This is a genomic window from Nocardia sp. CA-129566 (assembly GCF_050956075.1).
GTDB lineage: Bacteria > Actinomycetota > Actinomycetes > Mycobacteriales > Mycobacteriaceae > Nocardia.
Window position 1 is genome coordinate 5,176,960 of sequence record NZ_CP192085.1, and the last position, 18,087, is coordinate 5,195,046.

Here is an 18,087-nt window from a genome sequence, read left to right on the forward strand (position 1 = left end):
GTCCGCAGTGCCCGCGCCCACGGTGCCGGATGATGCGCCGGAAACCGGTGTCGGGTCGCTCGTGGGCCTGTTGGACATGGTTGGTAACTTATTCAGCCAGCGCCCGATTCGTAGTATCCAGAGCCGCGCAAAGATCGGGTACCAGGATCGCTGTCATCGTCGCGTCGGCGCACATGTCGCGCTTGTCGATGCGGCCATATTCGTTTTTGCCGGACACAGCCAACCGACCTCGCCCGCGGTCGCGTTGTCGAGGCAGCACTCATGCGCCCCCTTGCTCGCAGTGGACGAGGTGCCCGAAGAAGAAATCTGCTGGTGGCCTGCCGAGCAGTCGGCACTCGGTCAGCGCGCGGCGCGCAACTGCGATCGGGTCGCGCAACGGACCGGCGGCGCGCTGTCGTCGCGGGTCCTATGCGACGACAGCGCGCGTCAGCCCTGCCATCGGCAGATCAACAGCCAGTTGTGGCCGGGTGGGTCGACCGCGACGAACTCACCGAGTGCGCGGCTATATCAGCGACACCTCACACAGGGCTGAGCAGAAGCCCAGGCCGTTGTGCCGTCGTGGTGACGGACCACGACGGCGCAGTCATACCGATTCGGGTACACGCAGATGCGCCAGCGCCAACTCGAACTCACCGCCATCGATCACATCGGCACCGGATCGGCGGCTGGCATCGGCGCGCAGCGAGGCAGCCTGGTCACGGTTGTGAATCATCGACTCGGCGCCGTCGTAGGTGACACAGGACACGGCGCGCCCTGATGCCCTGTTGATCACGAAGCTCGCACTGCAGAACCCCTCGAGCGTCTCCATTTCCGACAGAAACTGGGACCTATAGGTCTCGACGGCCGCGTCGAGCCGTTCCGGGTCGGTCTTGACCCAGACAGCGCGGACCCAGGCACCCTGCGGCGAACGGTGATCGCGATGCAGGACCGCGATCTCCCATTCCTCGACCTGCGCACCGCCGCCGAATATCTCGACGACGCGTTCGCGAATCGGGTCGACCCGGTCCGCGCTGTCGCGCATCGCCTCCTCCGACTCCCACGCGCTCGTGGCGATGCACCGGCCGGACCGCCGATCGACGAGCAAAGACAGCCCGACATAGCCCGCGACGTCGGCCAACGCCGGCATCACGTCGTCGCGTACATGCGCAATCCCGGCATCAATAGCGGAGGGTCGCGCCTGAATTGTCATGGAGCGTGCATACACGACCCCCACCCCCTCTCTGCTCGGAGGCAGCGCCCCGGTGGCGCCACCGGTGCCATTCACACTGCTCCTCCGCAGCCAGCCACGCAATAGCTGCCGGGTGCGAACCGACAGCACCCGCCCTCGCCGACCCGATTTCGACGCTGACGGCTGTTCATCGGATATTGCTGCCGTCGCGGCCTGCTACACAGAATTCCGCCTCATCCGGGGAAAGCCCAGCATGGCAGTGGATTTCAACGTCAGACCCCTCTCGACACCGCAACCGGTCGCTGTTTCGGCCAAGGAAGGGAGACAAGAAGATCCCTGGCCCTCGACAACAAGCGCACGGTATGACCCGCGAGTCTGTTCCAGCGAGCGGCAATGCCGTTCGCGACGACAGCGAGCCCGAAACCCTTACTGCACTGATCAATTCGATCCTTCATTCGACACCGATGCCAAGGAGTGACCGTGTTCGAGGAAGTCGAAGTCGACCACACCGGTTTCGCCACTGGGCTTTTTGATCCGCATGCCGCTGGACTCGTTGACCACGCCGTCAGCAGTGGCTGAGGCATGACGCCGATCCTTTCCCTTGCCCGCACCGAGATCGGCGTCGACGGCATCCGGCAGGCTGCGATGGACGCTGGCAAGACGCCTCCCCTCAGCACCTATCCTTCGGCGCTGGATGGATTCGCAGTCCATCCCGGCTAGGCCGACTATCAGGAAATGACGACCCGAAAGATTCTCTGGTCACCTGGCACCACTTGCCGATGAGATCGACGCTCGACCGTCTGATAGCCGTCGCCCGCCCACCGACACGCACGGGTCGGCAACCGGTCACCGATGGTCGTAGACGCACCGGCGGGCATCAACGCCTGTGTGATAACAGCACAGCACAGCCCACCCCGCCGCCATAACACCGACAGCACCCGGTAGGTCACCGCGACGGGAATCCCGTCCGCGGCCAGGTCCTCAGATCAGAGGTCAACCAAGCCGGGGCAGTCCCGAACCCTTGGTCCCGGGACGACACCGCCCCTCACACGTGGTCGACCAAACCTTTGGCGCCCTCGGACACGGCGCAGTGCACACAGCAGAAGAATCGACCATCCGCCTCCACACCGTGGCCGATGATCTTGCAGTTGCAGTGCTCGCACATAGGTGCCATGCGGTGGATCGCACATTCGAAGCAGTCGAAGACATGCCGCATTCCCTGAGCCTCGACGACGATCGGCATAGCGTAATCGTTACCGCAAACCTCGCATGCGCTCATGGAGCCGTAGGCTACTCCGTGGAACCGGCACCATGTCTCTACTTTCGGATTATGTGCCCATGACCGTGTCGACGTGCGCGGTGGAGGTCATCGCGCCAAGTTCGGCACCGATGTCCGGGCCGTCGACGCCCAGCCGCAGCGCCCCACATTCGATACGATCCGGTCGACGAATTCGTCGTAGATCGCGGCCTCCACCGAGATGCGCTCGGTGGACACCCACACCGACCGGTGTTGGCGAGGCCGCTGAACACCGCGTAGTTCGTGCCCATGTGACGTTCGAATCCCGTGGCGCCACAAAGAGGGATCCTTGCTGGCCAGTTCGAGACTGACCGGGGGTGATGGTCGTGGCCGCGCGTTCGGCCACCAGTTGCCCGGTATGCACGGTGAGGTGCACGAAACTCCCTCGGTCCTCGGTGATCAAGAACGAGGCACCACAAGTGCCTATCCAGGCCGGTGAGCGTTCGACGAGCCAGGTGTGGCAGCACGACGAAGCCGGTCATGGTGTCGTTGCGGCGAACGATTTCCAGCGTGAGGTGCAGTTTCTCGCCCTTGGGGTGTGCGGAGTCGAACAGGACCCGACACGCCTCTGGCGAATCCCTTGCGGGAAAGGGCATTTCGAACCTCCGACTGCGGAAATGTGATCAGCGGCGCCACCAAACTTCGACACCGGGCTTTGGCCAGAACTATCCCGGCCCAGCCGCCACTCTGTCGCCAGGCGCCTCGGGCCCAAGAGGCTATCCGCATGCGGGCCTTGCAAGCCGTCGCGAAGATAGGTAGATCGACCGATTCAGGCGTACCCACGGAACGAGCATCCTTGGCCCGTGACACGAACGCTACTAAGAGCACTGGTCGCGCTGGGTTGTGCAGTTATTGTATTGCTGTACAACCCGATTGCCGCGCCAGCGCATCCGATGCCGGGCACCAAGGTTCTGCTCGATGTGCGCGAGACGGCGATCAATGCCGAATTGTTGATACCCACAGCCGATCTCGCGGAGGCGAGCGGTATCGGTGTCGACTTGCGCACGCGCCTGTCGGCCGAGGACTCCGCCGGACTGGCGAGCTATGTGCGCGGCCATCTGCGGCCGACCACGCCGGACGGCGTGCCGTGGACCGTCCAGATCAATGACATGCGTGTGGACTACGCAGACCAGACGGTCACCGGTTCTTACAAAGAACTCGTCGTCCATGCGGTGTTGACCCCGCCGACAGGCCTCGACATGCGCCGATTCGTGTTGGGCTACGACGCCGTCATCCACAAGGTTGTCACCCACATCGCCATCGTCTCGGTCCGTCAGGACTGGCGAGCCGGGCGAGTCGATGCCGGCAATGACGCCGCGCAGGTCGGCGTCGTACGCATGGACGCCGAGTCCATGACCGTGCCACCCCTATCGGTGGATCTGACCAATGCCAGCGCTTGGCGGGGATTCGTCGGGATGGTGATACTCGGTGGCCATCACATTCTGGAGGGCACTGACCACCTCCTGTTTCTGTTCACCCTCCTACTACCAGCTGTGCTGATAGCCAAGGCTGGTCATTGGCACCCGGACAACCGCTTGCGTCGCGCCGTGCGCCACATCGTGGCTGTCACAATCGCATTCACCCTGGGGCACTCCGCTGCGCTCGTGGTCAGCGCTCTGAGTCGGCTGGAGATCCCTGCGCGCCCGATCGAGACACTCATCGCCGCGACGATCCTGGTGGGCGGCGCACACGCCGTCCGGCCGCTGTTCCCGGGCCGAGAAGCCGTCGTCGCCGCGGCATTCGGGCTTGTGCACGGCATGGCGTTCTCGTTCAGCCTGGCCGAGCTGAAGCTGTCCACCGGCCAACTGGCGCTCAGTGTGCTCGGGTTCAATCTCGGCATCGAGGCCATTCAGTTGCTGCTGGTCGCGCTCGCCCTGCCACCCCTGCTGGTACTGGCCACCACCCCAGCTCAGCCAGTCCTTCGCGTCGGCGGCTCACTCCTGGTGATCGTCGCCGCCTTCGGCTGGGCGTTCGATCGACTCGGTTTCGCCAACCCGATCGCCCGTGCCGCGGACCGCGGCGGCACAATGCTTGTTCCGATCATCATTGCCGCGGCCGTTGTCGCCGTTGTGGTGCTGGCCGCCCAGGTGCTGAGACAGCGGTCATCGGGCACTTCGAGGACCCGACGCCAGCAACACCGAAATCCTGTGCCTGCGAGCGGTGTGGGCCATAGCCAGCGCGCAGTCCGACCATCGACTACCTCGAGGCGATGTCGCCGAAGGTATGCTCGCCCGCCCGGCGAACTCACTGTCAGTTGATCAGATCTCACAGTGCCCGCCCAACTGATGGTGGGTGCGCCCGGTCTAGGAGGATATCTGCGAGTAACCCGAGTGCAAGGAGAAATCGAAAGTGGAACGCATCGGCGTGATCGGCGGCGGCACCATGGGTGCCGGTATCGCCGAAGTAGCCGCCCGCGCGGGCGGGTCGGTCCTGATTCTCGAACGCGACATCGAGGCGGCCGATGCCGCCGTCGGGCGTATCGAGAAGTCCCTAGCTCGCGCGGTGAAATCCGGCCGCCTCGAACAGGCCGCCGCCGACGCGGCCCGCGCCCACATCACGCTCACTACGTCGATCGACGATTTCGCCGACCGCGAGTTGGTCATCGAGGCCGCGCCGGAGATCGAATCGCTCAAGGCCGACTTCTTCACCAAGCTGGATGCCATCGTCTCCCCCGAGACCATCCTTGCCACCAATACCTCGTCGATCCCGGTCATCCGGCTGGCCAATGCCACCGCCGATCCGGGCCGGGTGGTGGGTGTGCACTTCTTCAACCCGGTCCCGGTGCTGCCGCTGGTCGAGATTGTCGTGACTCTCAAGACCGAGCGTGCGGTCGTCGACAAGGTGACCGCCTACGCCCGCGACGTGCTGGGTAAGCGCACCATCGAATCCAAGGATCAGGCCGGCTTCATCGTCAACGCCCTGCTGATCCCCTACCTGTGCAACGCGATCCGCATGTTCGAGACCGGTTTCGCCAGTGCCGAGGACATCGACGAGGGTATGGTCAGCGGCTGCGCTCACCCGATGGGTCCGCTGCGCCTGACCGACACCGTCGGCCTGGATGTCACGCTCGCCGTCGCCGAGTCCCTCTACGCCGAGTTCGGCGAACCCCAGTACGCGCCGCCAGTGCTGCTGCGCCGCATGGTCGACGCCGGATACCTGGGCCGCAAGACCGGCCGCGGTTTCTACACCTACTGATCCGTTATGAAATCGGCCGCCCGCGCGACGAGTGCGGGCGGCCGAACCACGACCGACGCCGCGTCGCCGGACCGGGTCAACAAGATCGACAACGACCGGTCGTCGCGAACGCACGATTCGCCCAAGGCTCTTCCGGTACAGGATATTTCGGCCGCAGTTACCTAGATTGCGGGTAGCTGCTCGCCTTGTACAACTTCGATGTCGAGGTCGAGTTTGACGGTGGTGCCGATGGCGGCCACTCCCGCGCGCACGACCGCGTTGTAATCGATCGCGAAATCGTTGCGGTGCAATAGTGTTTCGGCGTGGAACGCGGCACGCACACCACCCCACGGGTCCGGTCCGAACCCACCATAGGTCACGTCGAGATCGACCGAGCGACGCTGCCCGTGCAGGGTCAGCTCACCCGACATCACCCAGGTGTCACCACCGGTACGACGCAACCCGCTGCCGGTGAAAGTGATCATCGGATAGCTGTCGACATCCAAGAACTCCGGCGAACGCAGGTGATTGTCGCGCATCGAGACGCCGGTATCGATACCCGCCGCCTTGATCTCCGCGTGCCCCGTGGACCGCTCGAACGGCTCAGCAATATCGAGTCGGCCACTCACCTCCGCGAATCGGGCCTTGATACTCGCAATACCCAGATGACGCGCAGTTGCGATCACCGTCGAATGCGCCGGATCGATCGTCCACGGCCCCGGCGGCGGCGATGCCACCGCCCCCACGGCCGGCACCAACACCACCTCACCGAGCGCACCCGTCCCCACCGAAGAGATCTGCACGGTTCGCGCCACCGGCTCGAACCCGACAGCAGTGAGCACTGCGATATGAATACCGGCAGGCAACAGTTCGGTGCCCACCGCCCCGGTCTCGTCGACGAGCGCACGGGCGATCTGGCGGCCCCGCGAATCCGTCACCGTCAACACCGCATCCGGCACCGGCCACCCCTTCGCGGTGCACACACGACCGGTCAACCCGCTCATCAACGGTCCCCAGGCTCGTCATAACCGAGCCGCACATCGTAGGCGACCTCGCCACCGGACACGGTGACCTGCCCGGTCACCGGCGGATAGCCGCGAGCAACCACGGTGTACTGCCCTTCGAGCAGATCGGTCACGACATAACAGCCGTTCTCGTCGGTGCGTGCCGTCGCGGTCACCTCACCCGCCGCGTCGAGCACACTGACCAGCACGTCCGGCACCGCCCGGCCGCCCTCGGCCCGCGCGGACCCGGCAAGCACCGCCATCGCAGCCAACTCGATGTCGTGCCGCAACACACCACTGTCCGGCACCGTCAGTGTGGTGGCACTGGGGCGCATATGCTCGGCGACCGCGACCAAGGTGTAGACACCCGACACCACACCGTGGCACACGTAGGTGCCGTCGCCGCCGGTGACGGCCGCACCGACCACCTCCCCACGCAAATCGGTCAACGTGACGGTCGCACCCGCCAACGGCACACCGTGGCCGGCGGTACGGACCACACCCGACAACTCACCGGAACCCACCAGGGTCAGATCCAGGCGCTGGGGCCGATGATCGACCGACACATTGACAGCGGTCGGCTGGTGCCCCATCGCCGACACGATCAACACATAGCCACCCATCTCCGGCGCAGTGATCGCATAACCACCATCAGCAGCACTGCTCGCCCGCGCGACCTGACGGCCGCCGTGATCGATCAACGTCAACACCGCGCCCGGCACCGGACGACCGTCCTCACGATGGACACGACCACCCAACGCCCCACCGCCGAAGTCCGACCCGGACAAGCCGCCGGTCGACAGACCGGTCTGCGACGACGCAACAACCCGATACACACGACCGTTCTGCTCCACCGACGCATGCCCTCCGACCGACGCCGCCGGCACCGGTTCGGGCTCGGACATCACCCGCTCGGCGTCTTCCCAGAGTTGGTTTTCGTCCCAGCTCGACTCCGCGAATACAGCCAGTTCGGCATCCAGTGCCGCCATCTCGTCCGCGGCGGTCGGATTGTCCTGCGACACAGACTTTTTCGTGGTCGGGTCGAGGGGCGGATCGATATCGATCGTGCGGCGCAGCGGACGGTTCGGAAGCAGCGCGGTCGCGAGGAGGGCGACGACCGTCGCAGCCGCGGCGATGAGGAAGATCCGGCCGGTCGCGTCACCGTAGGAGGCGCGCACGATCGTGGCTATCGGTGTCGGCAAGGCATCGAGATTCAGGTTGCTGCCGCCGGAGGACCCAGTTTTGACGCCGAGCCGGGCGAAGCCCTCTGCCGACAGCTCGCTCACTCGGGTAGCCAGCACCGAACCGAGCACCGAGACACCGATCGCGCCGCCGAATGTACGGAAGAAAGCGACGCTGCTCGACGCCGCGCCGATGTTGTGCACGCTCACGGTGTTCTGCACGGCCAGCACCAGGTTCTGCATCATCATGCCGACGCCGAGCCCGACAATGGCGATATACATCCCGACCAGCCACAGGTTCGTCGCGTGGTCGATCGTCGAGAGCAGCGTGAATCCGACCACCAGCAGCGCACCGCCTGCGACGACGAACGGCTTCCACTTGCCGAACCGGGTGATCAGCTGTCCAGAGCCGACCGAGGCGATGAGCATGCCCGCGACCATCGGGATGGTCAGCACACCGGCCACAGTGGGTGAATATCCGCGTGCGGTCTGGAAATACTGGCCCAGAAAAGTGGTCGCACCGAACATGCCGACTCCGACCGCGATCGAGGCGATGATCGCCAGACCGGTGGTGCGTTCGGTAACGATCGCCAGTGGGATGATCGGCGACTTGGCGCGAGACTCGACCCACACGGTCGCGATCAGCAGCAGCACGCCGATGCCGACGTAGAGCGCCGATTCTCTGGAGAGCCAGGCGTAGTAGCCGGCTTTCCCGACGAACGACACCCAAACGAGCAGGACCGACACACCGCCGGTGAGCAGTGTGGCGCCGAGCCAGTCGATCGACACGCCGTCCTTACGCTCGGTGGGCAGCCGCAAGGTCGCCTGCAACAGCACCAGCGCGATCACGGCCAGGGGCACACACACGAAGAAGCACCAGCGCCAGCCGAGCGGACTGTCGACGATGACGCCGCCGAGGATGGGTCCACCCGACATCGAAACCGCCATCACGGCACCCATGTAGCCGGAATACCGTCCGCGTTCGCGCGGCGCGACGATGGAGCCGATGATCGCGACGACGAGCGCGGTCAACCCGCCCATGCCGACACCCTGGATGACGCGTGCCGCCAACAGCATGGGCACGTTGCCCGCGACGCCTGCGATCACCGAACCGACGACGAAGATGACGATGGCCGACTGGACCAACAGCTTCTTGTTGAACAGATCGGCGAACTTGCCCCAGATCGGGGTGGATGCGGCGTTGGCCAGCAGCGCCGTGGTGATGACCCAGGCGTATGCGGTCTGCGACCCCTGCAGGTCGCCGATGATCGTGGGTAGCGCGGTCGACACAATCGTGGTGCTGAGCAGCGCCGTGAACAGCGCTGCCAGCAGCCCGGTCATGGCTTCCAGGACCTGACGATGAGTCATCGCGTTCGGATCGCGCCGCGTCCCGGCATCGACTGAATTAGACATCCACTTCCTGACTCTCTGCCGAAACCGGCTCGCTCTCGCCCACCGCGGTGTGGTGCGCGATTGCGGCCAGTGAATTCCTGAGCTTCTGAACAACCATGGCGGCCTGCTCGGCTTCGTCCTCGCTCCAATCGGCGAGAGCAGCCTGCAATCCCCGTGCCCGCGACACCCGGATGCGCTGCAGCAGATCGCGTCCCTGGTCGGTGATGTGGATGAGGGTGGCCCGGCCGTCGCTGGGATCGGCATGGCGGGCAATGTCGCCGGAGCTCACCAGCTCGGCGACATGCCTGCTCAGTGTCGATGGGCTGATGCACAAGTCCACCGCCAGATCCACCTGCCGGCACGCCCCCCTGGCCTCGAGGGAGCCCAGCACGCCGACACCCCCTGGCAGCAGGTGCCCTTCTTCCGGGTGTGAGAGGGCAGCGCGGATCGCCCGGCCCATGAAATAGAGCTCCTTTATCAGGCTCTGAGCCGTATCGGGTGACACTGCCATGCCCACTCCCAGCACGAGATTAGTTGCTTGCGCTACGCAACTATACATAGGTTACTTGCGCTAAGCAATTAGCTGGCGGACGACGGACATCGCCCCGGCGGTGCACGTGGACGAGCTGCTCGACTCGTCGCCACCCCGGCGCGAACCGGTTGCCGAGCGGACTGGCAAACCTCGCGCCGCCTTGCCCATACCCGCAGTGCAGCGCAACTGGCCGCAGGACCCCGCCAGACGGGCGCCACCGCACGGCTTGCACGCCGGTTCGGACAACGCAACTCTTCTGGTTTCGCCGTGAAACGCGACGGCGTATTTACGCCGTCGCCGATTGATCTAGGCCACATCGCCCAGGCGGAGAAGCAACACACTCACGCGTTCACGTCGCACGTCTGCACGGCGCGAATCGACGCAGCTCGATCACCACACTCATCAATCCGCACACGCCGCGGACCCGAACTCCCCTCGCCGCCCATACAGTCTCAGGCACATGACATATCAACGAGCACCACTGTGCGGACGAGAGCGCATTCACGAATATCTCTCGGGCGATCACGTGGGAGACTGTCGGTCTGCGCGGAACTTGGTCGCTACGGCTCCCTACTCGTTGCCGCACCACCACACATTCATGGCATGACGAGAGTCCCCGTCAACCCAATTGCGATCTTCTGAACGCATCACCGGGTTCACCCGCACCTGGCCCGGTCAGTTATCGCCCTGGCATGTGTTCCTCGCCCACCTCGAGCGACCCACGCACCAGTGATACTGTTGACAGCCTTTGTCTCCCAACATATTTGACAAACGCTAAAGCGGGATCGACCAGTGTAGTCGGCCGGGTGGCGGCCGAGAGAGGGAAATCATGGGATTGCCAAGTGAATTCGGCAAGGCCGTCGGTGCGGGCATCGCGGCGCTCGCACTGCTCGCGCTGGTGCCCGGTACCGCGCAGGCGGCCATCGGCCGGGCCTCCTACGTCACTGTGGCGGGAAAGATCTTGTCGATCGAACGGCCGGAGAGCGGCGCCTGTATCCCATTGCAGGATGCCACAGTGCGTTTCGAGAACGGCACCAGCGACCGGGCCTACCTGTTCGGCGATTCCGCGTGCGGTGCGGGATCCGAGATCGAGGGTGTCGATCTGATCTGGAATGCTCCGACCGGGGCGCAGGCCCTGTCTGTGCGCTTCGTGCCAACCGGGTAGTCCGCGACATCGACGCCGGAAGATCCGAAAACCGCCCTCCCGCAATGAGTTGTGCGGCGACGGTGCCGTGGTCGCTAGGCGACCATGAGCACGATCTTGCCTGGGATACGCCCTTGGTCGGCGCGTTCGTGCGCCGCCCTGGCGTCTGCGATCCATGCTCTGAAAGAACTCCGCGAAATGGAGAGCCACAGCTAGCCGCTCACGCCGGGGCAGGTCTGTCCGCTACGGCCCGGTCGGGTGGATCTGCATGTCGCACAGGTAGGCATCGTTCTGCAGGGTGTGAGTGTCGGTCAGGTCCGGCGGTGTGACGAGGATGGTCTTTGCGATCGGGCACGGCCGGCCGTCGTCTTGCAGGGACGAGCCCTCGAGCACGGCGTGAGCCGGGTGACCGGGCTTCACCACCACGGGCAGCGGAGTCGGGAAGGTATCGGGCTGGCCGCCCATGAATCCGCGCAGCGTGCGTTGGGCATGCACCGGCTGGCCGTACATCGTGAGCAGGTCCACGCCCGGGTAGCCGATCATCCTGCAGGAGACGCCGCCCACGCTCGCGAACTCCAGTTGGACTCCGCTGTGCGTTTTGTTCGGGGTCATCGGTGCAGCACTGACAGCGACCTGTCCGTTGGAGCACTCCGGGATCGGTGTATCCGTCGCCGTGGGGGTATCGGGCGATCCGTTGCCGGAGCCCGGCGAACCGCCGGAGTCCGGCGCGCCCGGCGAACCACCGGAACTCGGCGGATTCGCCGCGGCGTTGGACGACGTCGCGACAGCGGTCGGACCGGTCGTCGGCACGGCCGAACTCTTCGAGGCTGCCGACGTACTCGGCGGGTTGCTCGTCGAGCAGCCCGCTGCGCCGACCACGACCGCGCCCACCACTAGCGCCACACCCACAGCCAACCTGTTCATGATCAAGGCCCTCCCAGCATTGCCGCCTATCCGGCTGCTACGCAACACGATCGGCGGATCACTTCGACAATGGACATATCCGGTCAATAGCCGATTGTGTTTCTCGCCGCGATCAAACAGATCGAAGACTTCGTAGATCGCGACGGTTCGAGTGTCCTCGAGGGGATCGTTCGGGAGCAGAGCCTTGATTCACCGGAGTTTCGATTTCTGTTCACTTTCGCGCACACCACTGTGCGGTATGCGCTGAAATGGTCACGATCGGTGCGGTCGGGGTCGACCGCCGCCACGTGATCGCTTGCCGCGGTCCGGATCGACCAGGAGGTTCCATGCCCGCCTCGGCTCGCCGCTGTCCCGGCCGACGAAGTCGCGGTGCCGCCGCGTTCGCCGCGCTGCTGGCGCTCGCCGCCACCTCGTGTTCCAGCTCGTCGGACCAGGTGTCCTCGCCCGACACCACGACGCCGATCAAACATGTGGTGGTGATCTTCCAGGAGAACGTCTCCTTCGATCACTATTTCGGCACCTACCCGAACGCGGCGAACACCGACGGCTCGAAGTTCACCGCCTCGCCGGATACCCCGAAGGTAGACGGGCTCACCCCGGATCTGTTGTCGCACAACCCGAACAAGTTCCAGCCGACCCGGCTCGGTGGCCCGAACCAGCAGGTGACCTGCGACCAGGACCATGAGTACAAGGACGAGCAGGCCGCATTCGACGGCGGCAAGATGGACCAGTTCGTCGAGCACACCGAGGTCGCCGCCTGCAAGCCGCCGACCTTCGGCGCGCCCGGCCTGGTGATGGACTACTACGACGGCAATTCGGTGACGGCACTGTGGAACTACGCCCAGCACTTCTCGATGAGCGACAACTCCTACAACACCACCTTCGGCCCGTCGACGCCCGGCGCGATCAACCTGGTGTCCGGCCAGACCCACGGTGTGACAAAGGAATTCATGCCCGACGGCAAGCCGTTCCCGGAGCACTACGTGGTCGAGAACGCCGGCAACAACCAGGGCACCGTCATCGATGACCCGCAGCCGTTCGGCGACGACTGCTCGACCCGCGATCAGATCCAGTTGAGCGGCACGAACATCGGCGACCTGCTCAACAAGAAGAACATCAGCTGGGGCTTCTTCCAGGGCGGGTTCAAACCGACCGAGACCAAGGACGGCAAGGCTGTCTGCGGCGCCACCCACAACGTCGGCGTCGCGCTCGGCGGCACCGGTAAGACCGGTGACAAGGCGTTCGACACCAAGGCCGACTACATCCCGCACCACGAGCCGTTCCAGTACTACCCGTCGACGGCGAATCCGCATCACCTGCCGCCGAGTTCGGTGGACAAGATCGGCCAGACCGATCAGGCCAACCACCAGTACGATCTGTCGGACTTCTGGGCCGCCGCCGACGCGGGCCACCTGCCGTCGGTGAGCTACCTGAAGGCGCCGGGTTACCAGGACGGTCACGCCGCCTACTCGGATCCGCTGGACGAGCAGCAGTTCCTCGTGGAGAGCATCAACCACCTGCAGAAGCTGCCGGACTGGAAGGACACCGCGGTCGTCATCGCCTACGACGACTCCGACGGCTGGTACGACCACAAGTCCTCGCCGATCGTTATGTCCTCCGGTTCCGCGGAGGACACCCTCACCGGGGCCGGCGCCTGCGGTGACCCGACCGCCAAACCCGCCAAGTACCAGGGCCGTTGCGGCTACGGTCCGCGGCTGCCGCTGCTGGTGATCTCGCCCTACGCCAAGGCGAACTTCGTCGATCACACCCTCACCGACCAGACCTCGATCCTGCGGTTCATCGAGGACAACTGGAAGACCGGGCGGATCGGCGACGACTCCTACGACGAGCGCGCCGGCGTGCTCGATGCGATGTTCGACTTCCAGGCGACGGTACGGCCGACGCTGGCACTCGACCCGAAGTCCGGCAACGCGAACTGAACCCGATAGCACCGAGCCGCCCGGTCCCGTCCCCGAAAAGCGACGTCAGGCCGGGCGGTTCGTGGGCGCGGTTGGAGCCGTTGCTGCCTCGCGGCAAGAAGGCGAGCCGTCGGCCGTTCAGCGGAACCCGGTTCTCGACCGCACCCGCGCGTCACAGCCTGTCGCCGGGGCGCACGTCGAGGGCGACCTCGTAGACCCCGGGCCGTGGCGTGACATGTAAATCGGGGTCGTCCATCATTCGCCGCATCGCTGCTCGCCATTGCGGGTCGGTCCGGGCCTGCTCGAGAGCCTTTCCGCTCGCCCATTCGGCGTGCGTAATGAACCGCAGTTCGACATCGGCGACCAACGATCGGTACATGCGAGTGCGGATGAAACCCGGTTGCGCCGCCATGGCGGCGGCATTATGTCTCCATAACTCGAGAAAGCGGTCCGCTTCCGCGGCGGGCACTGTGAAGGCATTGATCATCGTCACCGGCTCACTCACGGGCGCTTCCGGTATCGACACGTTCTCACTCATGGTATTTCCGTTCTGATATATCAATTGTTCATGTCAATTGTTGAGGCTCAGCACGCGATCGACCGTGATCTCGATGACCACCAGCCCATTCGGCATAGGCGGCGGTGATCCGTAGCGTGCGGTGTATCGGCGCACCGCCTCGGCGATACGCGCCGGATCATCGAATACTGCGGCAGGGCCCTCGAGCGTGATCCAGCGGAAACCCGCGACCTGGCAGATCACCGCGCGGCTGTCCGGATCCGCGACGAGATTTCGAGTCTTGCGGCGTGCGGCGACCGTCATAACGCGGACCAAGCCCGCCGACGCGTCCCAGGTGAAGCGCACGGGCACCACGTGGGCCGTCCGATCCGGACGCAGCGTGGTGAGCGTGGCCACATGATCTTCGGCCAGAAAACGCTCGGACGGTTCCGCCAAGAGTAAAGGGGTCATGACGCCTCATGCCTGTGGAACGCGGCCGAGCTGCTGCATGATCTCCAGCGCATTGAGTTGATTCCAATGCTCGTGAACCTTGCCGTCGCGGAAACGGAAGAAGTGGAAGTCGGACAGCCTGATCCGTTGATCGGTGGGCGGAACACCCATGAATTCCGCGGTGTGCGTCCCCGCGGCGAGCACCAGCGCGGCCACCAGATCCCCCTCGCCGACGATCAAATCCAATTCCGCCTCGAAATCCGTCAGGCCACTGCGCGCGATGAGTGCCATTCGCTTGAACCCCTCGCGGCCCGGAACATCGGAAAAGAATTCCGCATGCTGTGCCGAATGATCGACGAAATCCTCGGTGAGCAGCTCGTCGACCACATCGACGCGTCCTTGTTCGAAAACCTCGTGCACAAGCCTGCGAATGACATTCTTGTGTGCATCCAGCACGTTTTTACCTCCTGTGAATCTCCCTATCCGACGCTAGCAACGGACCACCCCGGGTCGTCAACGCACTAAAAGGTGCGCGAATACCGGAGGGATGTGGCGTTAGCATGAATCGATGGACGACCGCGCCGCTTTTGCTCCCGAAGCCGAAACCTGCCCGATCGAGCTGGCCATCCGAACCATCGGCGGACAGTGGCGCATGCTGGTGCTGCGCTCGCTGTTGATGCAGGGCGCCCAGCGGTACAACTCCCTACTCGGGACGGTTGCCGGAATCAGCTCGAAGGAGTTGACGCGGAACCTGCGCAGACTGGAGGACGCCGGATTGGTCGTGCGCGAATCGAGGCGTCAGGCGGCATCGGAGGTCGACGTCTACACCGTCACCCAACTCGGCTCCAGCCTGCTTCCCGCCTTCAGCAGCCTCGGCGCATTCGGAGTCCAACTTGCGCAGGCCCGCTCCACGTCAGGTCGGGCGGCCAACGCCTGAACAACCTTGCGGGCGCGGGTGAAGGCCACACTGACGAACGCCTTCCCCTTGCGTCCATATCCTCCGTCCTCCAGCTCCCAGGACGGGCGAGCCGTAATCCAGAACGAAGTCACACCGGGTGTAAGGGGCTCCAAGACCCCCTACTCCTACGCGACGATAAGCAGAGGGTGTTCCAGCAGGTCCTTCAGCTGCGCCAGGAACTGGGCGGCGACGGCCCCGTCGATGGCACGGTGATCGGCGGACATGGTGACGCGCAGGATCTTCCGGCTCACCACCTCATCGTCCGCTAGCCGCAGCTCGTCGGTGGCCGCGCCGACGGCGAGGATGGCGGACTCGGGCGGGTTGATCACGGCGGTGAAGTGCTCGATGCCGAACATGCCGAGGTTGGAGATGGTGAAGGTGGCGCCGCTCATCTCGTCGGCCTTCAGTTTGCGGTCGCGGGCACGCTCTGCCTTGTCGCGGGTCTCTGCGGCGATGGCGGACACGGTCTTGCGATCGGCGTCGCGAATGACCGGAACCAGCAGCCCTGCCGGGGTCGCGACCGCGACGCCGATGTGCACGCCGTGGTGTTGGTAGAGCTTGTCTGCGGCGAAGGAGACGTTGACCGTCGGGTTCGCCCGCAGTGCGACGGCGACGGCCTTGACCAGCAGATCGTTCACGCTGACCTTGGCCGAGCCGGTCTTGGCCAGCGTCGAGTTGATCTCGGCGCGGAAGGCGAACAGATCGGTCACGTCGATGGCGCTGGTCAGGTAGATGTGCGGCGCCTGCTGCTTGCTCTCGGTGAGCCGGGTGGCGGACACCCGCTGGATGCTGGTCAGCGGGATCTCGTCGTAGTCGCCCGAAGCCGGTGCGGCATACGAGACTTCGGCCACCGGGACCGCGGGGGCTGGCGCGGGGGCGGCGGTTTCGCCTGTGACATGGGCGGATTCGACATCGTGGCGGGTCACGCGCCCGCCGGGGCCGGTGCCGGTCACGGTGGCGATGTCGATGCCGAGCTCGCGGGCTATCTTGCGGGCCAGCGGCGAGGACTTCTTGCGCGCGTCGGAACCGGCCGTTGCCGGGGCGGGGGCAGGGGCAAGGGCAGGGGCAGGGGCGGAAGTCAATGGCGCACTGCGGTTCCCATCCGCTGCAGCACGATTCGCCGTCGCGGGCTGGGCCGCCGACGCTGCCGTTTCGGGGGCGGTGGGCTGGGCGGCCGCAGTCGCGGCGCCGCTTCCGTCGCCGACGATGGCGATCGGCTCGCCGATCGGCACCCGCGCGCCCGCCTCTGCGAGGATCTGCTCGAGCACGCCATCGTCGTAGGCCTCGAGCTCCATGAGCGCCTTGTCGGTTTCGATCTCGGCGAGAATCTCACCGCGGGTGACCTTGTCGCCGACCTGCTTGAGCCAGGCCGAGATGACCCCGTCCTCCATGGTGTCGGAGAGCCGGGGCATGGTGATTTCGGGCACGTTCTTATCCTCTGGTTTCCGGTCTCAGCGCCGTTTGCCCACGGCCGCAAGGGTTTCCAGCGCGGCGGAGTAGAGCGAGTCGGGCGATGGCAGGGCGAGCTTTTCCAGCGGCTTGGCGTAGGGCAGCGGCACCTCGGCCATGGCCACGCGGCGCACCGGCGCGTCCAGGTAGTCGAAGGCGCCGTCGGAGATGGATGCCGCCACCTCCGCGCCGATGCCGTAGGTGAGCCAGTCGTCCTCGCCGATGACAGCGCAGCCGGTCTTCTTGACCGAGGCCACGATGGTGTCGCGGTCAAGGGGCCGCAGGCTGCGCAGGTCCACGACCTCGGCGGAGATGCCCTCGGCAGCCAGCTTTTCGGCCACCTGGGTGCAGACCGTCGCCATGCGCGAGTAGCCGATCAGGGTGATGTCGCTGCCTTCGCGGGTGACCGCGGCCTTGCCGATCTCGGCGGCCGGAAGATCCTGCGGCACTTCGCCCTTGGTGTTGTAGAGCGACAGATTCTCCAGGAACAGCACCGGATCGTCGTCCTCGATCGCGGCCTTGAGCAGCGCCCGTGCATCAGCCGGGGTACTCGGCGCGACCACCTTCAAACCGGGCACGAACGCGTAGTACAACTCGATATTCTGCGAATGCGTCGCGCCCAGCTGCTGGCCGCCGCCGCCCGGGGTGCGGATGACCATGGGCACGCTGGTCTGCCCGCCGAACATGCCGTAGATCTTGGCGGCGTGATTGACGATCTGGTCCAGCGCCAGCAGCGAGAAGTTGATCGTCATGATCTCCACGACCGGGCGCAGGCCCAGCATGGCTGCGCCGATGGCCGCGCCGACGAAACCCTCCTCGGCGATCGGGGTGTCGCGCACCCGCTTCTCGCCGAATTCGGCGAGCAGGCCGGCGGTGATCTTGTAGGAGCCTTCGAAGACGCCGATCTCTTCCCCGATGAGGAAGACGTCGTCGTCGCGGCGCATCTCCTCGCGGAGGGTTTCGCGCAGCGCTTCGCGATAGGTCATGACAGCCACGGTG

At 65.2% G+C, this 18,087-nt stretch carries 19 protein-coding genes; 6 read left to right on the top strand and 13 right to left on the bottom strand.

Features of this window, described 5'->3' with window-relative positions; all coding sequences use genetic code 11:
* The first annotated feature begins 7 nt into the window (after window positions 1–7).
* The gene (locus ACQP0C_RS22390; RefSeq protein ID WP_433722741.1) at window positions 8–532 is read left to right on the top strand and encodes a hypothetical protein; all 525 of its coding nucleotides are present in this window, start codon (window positions 8–10) and stop codon (window positions 530–532) included.
* Between the two features lie 51 nt (window positions 533–583).
* Here ACQP0C_RS22390 and ACQP0C_RS22395 read toward each other — a convergent pair whose 3' ends face one another.
* From ACQP0C_RS22395 to ACQP0C_RS22410, 4 genes are all read right to left on the bottom strand, one after another.
* Window positions 584–1,204, bottom strand: coding sequence for a hypothetical protein (locus ACQP0C_RS22395; protein ID WP_433722743.1), 621 nt, complete (start codon window positions 1,202–1,204; stop codon window positions 584–586).
* A 402-nt stretch (window positions 1,205–1,606) separates the two neighbouring features.
* The gene (locus ACQP0C_RS22400) at window positions 1,607–1,879 is read right to left on the bottom strand and encodes a hypothetical protein (RefSeq protein WP_433722745.1); all 273 of its coding nucleotides are present in this window, start codon (window positions 1,877–1,879) and stop codon (window positions 1,607–1,609) included.
* Window positions 1,880–2,213: 334 nt separating this feature from the next.
* Complete coding sequence (locus ACQP0C_RS22405) at window positions 2,214–2,411, bottom strand: hypothetical protein (protein WP_433722747.1); 198 nt, start codon at window positions 2,409–2,411, stop codon at window positions 2,214–2,216.
* A gap of 123 nt (window positions 2,412–2,534) precedes the next feature.
* Window positions 2,535–2,663 carry a hypothetical protein gene (locus tag ACQP0C_RS22410; protein WP_433722748.1) on the bottom strand — a complete coding sequence of 43 codons (129 nt, stop codon included), beginning with the start codon at window positions 2,661–2,663 and terminating at the stop codon, window positions 2,535–2,537.
* A 659-nt stretch (window positions 2,664–3,322) separates the two neighbouring features.
* Here ACQP0C_RS22410 and ACQP0C_RS22415 point away from each other — a divergent pair.
* Together ACQP0C_RS22415 and ACQP0C_RS22420 are read left to right on the top strand one after the other, a co-directional pair.
* On the top strand, window positions 3,323–4,723 hold the full coding sequence (locus ACQP0C_RS22415; protein WP_433722750.1) for a HupE/UreJ family protein: 1,401 nt from the start codon (window positions 3,323–3,325) through the stop codon (window positions 4,721–4,723).
* Window positions 4,724–4,814: 91 nt separating this feature from the next.
* Window positions 4,815–5,660, top strand: a complete 846-nt coding sequence (locus tag ACQP0C_RS22420; protein WP_433722751.1) for a 3-hydroxybutyryl-CoA dehydrogenase — start codon at window positions 4,815–4,817, stop codon at window positions 5,658–5,660.
* Between the two features lie 161 nt (window positions 5,661–5,821).
* Here ACQP0C_RS22420 and ACQP0C_RS22425 read toward each other — a convergent pair whose 3' ends face one another.
* The 3 genes from ACQP0C_RS22425 to ACQP0C_RS22435 are packed head-to-tail and all read right to left on the bottom strand — an operon-like array spanning window position 5,822 to window position 9,727.
* Entirely contained in the window at window positions 5,822–6,643 is an 822-nt protein-coding gene (locus ACQP0C_RS22425) for a YceI family protein (protein ID WP_433722753.1), read from the bottom strand.
* Window positions 6,643–9,192, bottom strand: a complete 2,550-nt coding sequence (locus ACQP0C_RS22430) for an MFS transporter (protein ID WP_433734623.1) — start codon at window positions 9,190–9,192, stop codon at window positions 6,643–6,645. Before ACQP0C_RS22430 ends, ACQP0C_RS22425 begins: the two co-directional genes overlap by 1 nt.
* A gap of 37 nt (window positions 9,193–9,229) precedes the next feature.
* On the bottom strand, window positions 9,230–9,727 hold the full coding sequence (locus tag ACQP0C_RS22435) for a MarR family winged helix-turn-helix transcriptional regulator (protein WP_433722755.1): 498 nt from the start codon (window positions 9,725–9,727) through the stop codon (window positions 9,230–9,232).
* 850 nt (window positions 9,728–10,577) lie between these two features.
* On the opposite strand from ACQP0C_RS22435, the gene ACQP0C_RS22440 reads away from it, so the two are divergent.
* Window positions 10,578–10,913 carry a hypothetical protein gene (locus tag ACQP0C_RS22440; RefSeq protein WP_433722757.1) on the top strand — a complete coding sequence of 112 codons (336 nt, stop codon included), beginning with the start codon at window positions 10,578–10,580 and terminating at the stop codon, window positions 10,911–10,913.
* 222 nt (window positions 10,914–11,135) lie between these two features.
* Here ACQP0C_RS22440 and ACQP0C_RS22445 read toward each other — a convergent pair whose 3' ends face one another.
* Complete coding sequence (locus ACQP0C_RS22445; protein ID WP_433722759.1) at window positions 11,136–11,816, bottom strand: DUF4232 domain-containing protein; 681 nt, start codon at window positions 11,814–11,816, stop codon at window positions 11,136–11,138.
* A gap of 326 nt (window positions 11,817–12,142) precedes the next feature.
* Here ACQP0C_RS22445 and ACQP0C_RS22450 point away from each other — a divergent pair, with 326 nt between their 5' ends.
* Complete coding sequence (locus ACQP0C_RS22450; RefSeq protein ID WP_433722761.1) at window positions 12,143–13,756, top strand: phospholipase C; 1,614 nt, start codon at window positions 12,143–12,145, stop codon at window positions 13,754–13,756.
* Window positions 13,757–13,907: 151 nt separating this feature from the next.
* Here ACQP0C_RS22450 and ACQP0C_RS22455 read toward each other — a convergent pair whose 3' ends face one another.
* The 3 genes from ACQP0C_RS22455 to ACQP0C_RS22465 are packed head-to-tail and all read right to left on the bottom strand — an operon-like array spanning window position 13,908 to window position 15,137.
* Window positions 13,908–14,273 carry an antibiotic biosynthesis monooxygenase family protein gene (locus ACQP0C_RS22455; RefSeq protein ID WP_433722763.1) on the bottom strand — a complete coding sequence of 122 codons (366 nt, stop codon included), beginning with the start codon at window positions 14,271–14,273 and terminating at the stop codon, window positions 13,908–13,910.
* A 33-nt stretch (window positions 14,274–14,306) separates the two neighbouring features.
* Window positions 14,307–14,702, bottom strand: a complete 396-nt coding sequence (locus tag ACQP0C_RS22460; protein WP_433722765.1) for a pyridoxamine 5'-phosphate oxidase family protein — start codon at window positions 14,700–14,702, stop codon at window positions 14,307–14,309.
* A 6-nt stretch (window positions 14,703–14,708) separates the two neighbouring features.
* The gene (locus ACQP0C_RS22465) at window positions 14,709–15,137 is read right to left on the bottom strand and encodes an ester cyclase (protein ID WP_433722767.1); all 429 of its coding nucleotides are present in this window, start codon (window positions 15,135–15,137) and stop codon (window positions 14,709–14,711) included.
* Between the two features lie 112 nt (window positions 15,138–15,249).
* Here ACQP0C_RS22465 and ACQP0C_RS22470 point away from each other — a divergent pair, with 112 nt between their 5' ends.
* Window positions 15,250–15,618, top strand: a complete 369-nt coding sequence (locus ACQP0C_RS22470; RefSeq protein ID WP_433722769.1) for a winged helix-turn-helix transcriptional regulator — start codon at window positions 15,250–15,252, stop codon at window positions 15,616–15,618.
* 146 nt (window positions 15,619–15,764) lie between these two features.
* On the opposite strand, the gene ACQP0C_RS22475 is transcribed toward ACQP0C_RS22470, so the two are convergent.
* Both ACQP0C_RS22475 and ACQP0C_RS22480 read right to left on the bottom strand, forming a co-directional pair.
* Window positions 15,765–17,066, bottom strand: a complete 1,302-nt coding sequence (locus ACQP0C_RS22475; RefSeq protein ID WP_433722771.1) for a dihydrolipoamide acetyltransferase family protein — start codon at window positions 17,064–17,066, stop codon at window positions 15,765–15,767.
* A 24-nt stretch (window positions 17,067–17,090) separates the two neighbouring features.
* Window positions 17,091–18,074, bottom strand: coding sequence for an alpha-ketoacid dehydrogenase subunit beta (locus tag ACQP0C_RS22480; protein WP_433722773.1), 984 nt, complete (start codon window positions 18,072–18,074; stop codon window positions 17,091–17,093).
* Window positions 18,075–18,087: the final 13 nt, after the last annotated feature.

Excerpts from the sequence above, each read along its gene's own strand:
- ACQP0C_RS22435 (WP_433722755.1), bottom strand. The coding sequence starts at position 9,727 with ATGGCAGTGTCACCCGATACGGCTCAGAGCCTGATAAAGGAGCTCTAT.
- ACQP0C_RS22430 (WP_433734623.1), bottom strand. The coding sequence starts at position 9,192 with ATGACTCATCGTCAGGTCCTGGAAGCCATGACCGGGCTGCTGGCAGCG.
- ACQP0C_RS22425 (WP_433722753.1), bottom strand. The coding sequence starts at position 6,643 with ATGAGCGGGTTGACCGGTCGTGTGTGCACCGCGAAGGGGTGGCCGGTG.
- ACQP0C_RS22480 (WP_433722773.1), bottom strand. The coding sequence starts at position 18,074 with ATGACCTATCGCGAAGCGCTGCGCGAAACCCTCCGCGAGGAGATGCGC.
- ACQP0C_RS22455 (WP_433722763.1), bottom strand. The coding sequence starts at position 14,273 with ATGAGTGAGAACGTGTCGATACCGGAAGCGCCCGTGAGTGAGCCGGTG.
- ACQP0C_RS22445 (WP_433722759.1), bottom strand. The coding sequence starts at position 11,816 with ATGAACAGGTTGGCTGTGGGTGTGGCGCTAGTGGTGGGCGCGGTCGTG.
- ACQP0C_RS22405 (WP_433722747.1), bottom strand. The coding sequence starts at position 2,411 with ATGCCGATCGTCGTCGAGGCTCAGGGAATGCGGCATGTCTTCGACTGC.
- ACQP0C_RS22470 (WP_433722769.1), top strand. The coding sequence starts at position 15,250 with ATGGACGACCGCGCCGCTTTTGCTCCCGAAGCCGAAACCTGCCCGATC.
- ACQP0C_RS22450 (WP_433722761.1), top strand. The coding sequence starts at position 12,143 with ATGCCCGCCTCGGCTCGCCGCTGTCCCGGCCGACGAAGTCGCGGTGCC.
- ACQP0C_RS22460 (WP_433722765.1), bottom strand. The coding sequence starts at position 14,702 with ATGACCCCTTTACTCTTGGCGGAACCGTCCGAGCGTTTTCTGGCCGAA.
- ACQP0C_RS22440 (WP_433722757.1), top strand. The coding sequence starts at position 10,578 with ATGGGATTGCCAAGTGAATTCGGCAAGGCCGTCGGTGCGGGCATCGCG.
- ACQP0C_RS22400 (WP_433722745.1), bottom strand. The coding sequence starts at position 1,879 with ATGGACTGCGAATCCATCCAGCGCCGAAGGATAGGTGCTGAGGGGAGG.